This is a genomic window from Mycobacterium sp., from assembly GCF_050701515.1.
Taxonomy (GTDB): domain Bacteria; phylum Actinomycetota; class Actinomycetes; order Mycobacteriales; family Mycobacteriaceae; genus Mycobacterium.
In genome coordinates, this window is the sequence record NZ_JBOGDB010000334.1 from 1 (window position 1) to 3,863 (window position 3,863).

At 68.1% G+C, this 3,863-nt stretch carries 4 protein-coding genes; all 4 read right to left on the reverse strand.

Annotated elements, in window-relative coordinates; translation table 11 throughout:
* Positions 1-100: 100 nt before the first annotated feature.
* On the reverse strand, positions 101-1,441 hold the full coding sequence (locus ACRDU5_RS23755; protein WP_526617442.1) for an IS110 family RNA-guided transposase: 1,341 nt from the start codon (positions 1,439-1,441) through the stop codon (positions 101-103).
* A gap of 156 nt (positions 1,442-1,597) precedes the next feature.
* Positions 1,598-2,206 carry an aminoacyl-tRNA hydrolase gene (gene pth / locus ACRDU5_RS23760; RefSeq protein ID WP_526617443.1) on the reverse strand — a complete coding sequence of 203 codons (609 nt, stop codon included), beginning with the start codon at positions 2,204-2,206 and terminating at the stop codon, positions 1,598-1,600.
* Positions 2,207-2,223: 17 nt separating this feature from the next.
* Entirely contained in the window at positions 2,224-2,955 is a 732-nt protein-coding gene (locus ACRDU5_RS23765) for a 50S ribosomal protein L25/general stress protein Ctc (RefSeq protein WP_526617444.1), read from the reverse strand.
* A gap of 140 nt (positions 2,956-3,095) precedes the next feature.
* Positions 3,096-3,863 (reverse strand): SDR family NAD(P)-dependent oxidoreductase (locus tag ACRDU5_RS23770; RefSeq protein ID WP_526617445.1); only part of this gene is annotated, 768 nt, incomplete at its 5' end.

Consider the following 3,863-nt stretch of genomic DNA (forward strand, 5'->3'; position numbering starts at 1 on the left):
CGGGCGGGGCCTGCTCATGGTGTCTGGCGAGGTCACCTGCTGGTGCCTCAGGCACGCGTGGAGCTTGGCCCCAACCACGGTTCATTCAGATGGCTCCTCGTTAAGCGGCGGCGGGCAGGTCGGCGGGGGCGCCGGCGATGGCGGCGTCCCAGTGCACGCGGCGGGTGACCACGACGTGGATCCAGCGCAACAACGCAGCGGCGATGGCGGCGCGGGCTTGACCATCGGTGAGCCGATTGTGTTGGCGGGTGGTCAGATACCGGTGGCGGGCGGCCATCACCGGGTTATGCGGCAGCGCCCCCCACACCGCGCGCCAGGCCGCCAGCCGCAGCCGGGGCCGGCCCCGCCGCGAGATCCGCGCCCGGCCGTGAAACGTGCCGCTGGTGTTCTCGCGCGGGCACAGCCCGGCGTGCTTGACCAGCGCGCGCGGGCTATCAAAGCGGGTCGGATCCCCGGTTTCGGCCAACATCGCCGCCGCTCCCACCGCCGAGATCCCGGGGATGCTGGTGACGAACTCGGTCAGCCCCAGCTCGTCGAGGATCTCGACCATGCGGGTTTCCACTTCGCCCAGGCGGGTTTTGGTGGCCCGCCAGTCGGCCAGCACCCAGCGGGCGCGTTCCAGCGCGCCGGGGCGCTGCGCCAAGACTCCGGTCGGGTCGACCAGGGCGGTATAGACCGCGGCGATGATGGGCCGTCGCCTGCGCTGCCCACCCCAACGACCCAGCTCGCGCACCACCGCGGCCTCAAACCGCGCCAGGCCCATCCGGGCCAACCGCTCCGGATGGCCGTTGCACCGGGCCAGCACCACCGCCAGGGCCGCACACCAGTTAGCCGAGTCAAACGGTTTCGCCGCGGCCTCCAGCACCCCTGGCCAGGCGCATTCGAGCAGATCCCGCAGCTGGGCCACGCACGCGGTGGCCTCGGTGACCAACCGCTCCCGGCGCGCCCCCAGCTGACGCAGCCGCGCCCAGCTCTCATCGGCACGCTCAGGCACATAACAGTGCAGCTGGGCCACCAGCCGCGCGATCAGCATCGCATCCTTGTCATCGCTTTTATCCCGGGTGTAGTCCTCGGACTCCCGGGCCCGGCCCACCAACATCGGGTTCACACACACCATGGTCATATCCTGTTGAACGGCAAGCTGATTGAGCACCATCCAGCGATGCCCGGTCGGCTCACACCCCACCGTCACACCGGCGAACCCATGCTTGCCCGCGACGCCGCGGGCCCAATCAAGCACCGGGCCCAAATCCCAGGCCCGCACCTTCACCGTCCTGCGAGCCAGCACCTGCGAATCATGATCACAGACCACCACCGCCTGCTTCTTATCCGCCAGATCAATACCCAGAATCGCGTTATCGACCGGCACCAGCCGGCGCAACTCAGCCAACTTGGCGTTGCGACGCTTGTCACCACGCGACAACCCACTACCCTTGGACACGACGTCCTCCTCGCTGTCATTGGGACTAGAACCCGTCAACGACAGCAGGAGGACGTCCTCAACTCCTTCATCGACACGCAAAGGCATAGTTGTCTTACTACGCACGCTCGCGGAGCTACGGGAGGTGTCCCCAGCTCGCGGAGCTACGGGAAGGCGTCACTCCCAGTCGTGCACGGTGTTCTGGGCGGGCTCCAGGCCCTGAGCGATCAGCAGCTCGGTGGCGTCGGCGGCCTGTTCGCAGAGCAGCGGAACCTCGGGCCGTTCGACGGCGGCGAAGTTCTCCAGCACGAACGCCGCCGGATCCTTGCGGCCCGGTGGCCTCCCGATGCCGATGCGCACGCGCTGAAAATCCTTGGTGCCCAGGGCCGACGCCACCGAGCGCAACCCGTTGTGACCGGCCGCACCGCCACCGAACTTGAGCCGGATACGACCGAACTCGATGTCGAGTTCGTCGTGGATCACCACGATGTCGGCCGGCGGTACCGAGTAGAACTTGGCCAGCGGCGCGACCTGGCGACCCGACTCATTCATGTAGGTCCGCGGTTTGGCCAGGACGATCGACCGGCCGCCGAGCCGGCCCGTGACGATCTCCGCGCCGGAACGCTTGTGCACCTTGAAGTTCGACCCCATCCGCTCGGCGAGCAGGTCGGCGACGACGAAGCCGAGGTTGTGCCGGGTCTTGGCGTAGTTGCGCCCGGGATTGCCCAGGCCCACCACTAGTTGGGGGTACCGCCCACCTGGAGGGTAGGGGGAGGGCTCGGCCATCTTGCGGCGGAACCCGATTATTCGGATTCCTTGGCGGGGGCTTCTTCGCCGCCCTCGCCGCCCTCGGCAGCTTCGGCACCTTCGGCACCTTCGGCACCCTCGGCGCCCTCCTCGCCCTCGGCGGCCTCCTCGGCGACCTCTTCTTCCTCTTCGACCTCGCCGGCACCCTCGGCCTCGAGCTCCTCGGCGGTCGGCGCCGGAACGACGTTGACCACCAGCATCTCGGGGTCCGACACCAGCACGACGCCGGGCGGCAACGCGATCGTCCCGGCCGTGAACTGGGTGCCGATTTCGGCGTCCTGGACGGAGACGGTCAGCTGTTCGGGGATCGCCTGCACGTCCGACTCGATCTCGATCGTGCTCGTCTCCTGGGTGACCAGCGTGCCCGAGGCGGCCTCACCCTCGACGACGACGTTGACCTCGACGGTCACCTTCTCGCCCTTGCGGACCACCAGCAGATCGGCGTGCTGGATGTTGCGGCGGATGGGATGGATGTCTAGCGCCTTGGTCAGTGCCAACTGCTCTTTGCCGTCGACGTCGAGGGTGAGCACCGCGTTGGTGCCCGAGTGGCGCAGCACCGCGGCGAAGTCATGGCCGGGCAGCAGCAGGTGCTGCGGGTCGGCGCCGTGGCCGTACAGCACCGCGGGGATCTGGCCCGCGCGCCGGGCACGGCGCGATGCGCCCTTGCCGGTCTCGGTGCGCACCGCGGCCGTCAGGTTATTGGTGGTGGGACTTGAAGTCTTGGCCATGGGGGTGTTGCTCCTCTACGCCGGTCAATTCTCAGCACGGCCAGGGTCGCAACTACGCAAAGCGTGTTCCCGTCGATAACGGTGGCACTGTCAGATGCCACCCTCGCCGTGACGCCGAGCTAGGTTAGCGCATCAGCTGCTCAGAGCGCGAATTTGGTGTCCGTGAGCTGCTCGGATAGCTCCCACAGCGCTGCGGCCTTCTTTGCGTCGCGGGCCAGCGGGCCGCGGGCGACGCTCCGGGTCGGGCCACGCATCCCGAACCGGGGACCGATGAAACTGTTGCCGGGCAGGTCCTGGGAGACGGCGTAGAGCGTCTGCCGGGCGCCGAAGTCGGCATCGGTGCCCACCAGCCGGGTGACGCCGAGCCAGAACTTCGTGCCGACCGCGTTTCCCGTCCGGCCCTGAAGGTTGGTTTCCGAGTAGCCGGGATGGGCGGCCTGCGCCTTTACCGGCGAGCTCGCAGCGTCGAGGCGGCGCTGCAACTCGCTGGTGAACAGCAGGTTGGCCAATTTCGATTGGCCATAGGCAGGCCAGGCCAGGTACGGCCGCGACTTCCAGTTGAGATCCTTGAGGCTGATGTAGCCGATCAGGTGCATCATCGACGACACCGTGACCACGCGGTCGGTGATCTTCGGCAGCAGCAGGTTGGTCAACGCGAAGTGACCGAGGTGGTTGGTGCCGATCTGGCTTTCGAACCCCTCGACGGTCTGCGCGTACGGCACCGCCATGATGCCGGCGTTGTTGACCAGCACATCGGCGGTGTGCACACCGTCGGCGAACTCCCGCACCGATGCCAGGTCCTGCAGGTCGAGCTTGCGCACCTCGACGTCGCCGGTCATGCCCGCCGCGGCCTCGTCGCCCTTGGCGGTGTTGCGGCAGGCGAGGACTACCTTCGCCCCGACCCGGGC

What these genes read in the sequence shown, in the direction of transcription:
- pth (WP_526617443.1), bottom strand. Translation starts at nt 2,206, where the DNA reads ATGGCCGAGCCCTCCCCCTACCCTCCAGGTGGGCGGTACCCCCAACTA.
- ACRDU5_RS23765 (WP_526617444.1), bottom strand. Translation starts at nt 2,955, where the DNA reads ATGGCCAAGACTTCAAGTCCCACCACCAATAACCTGACGGCCGCGGTG.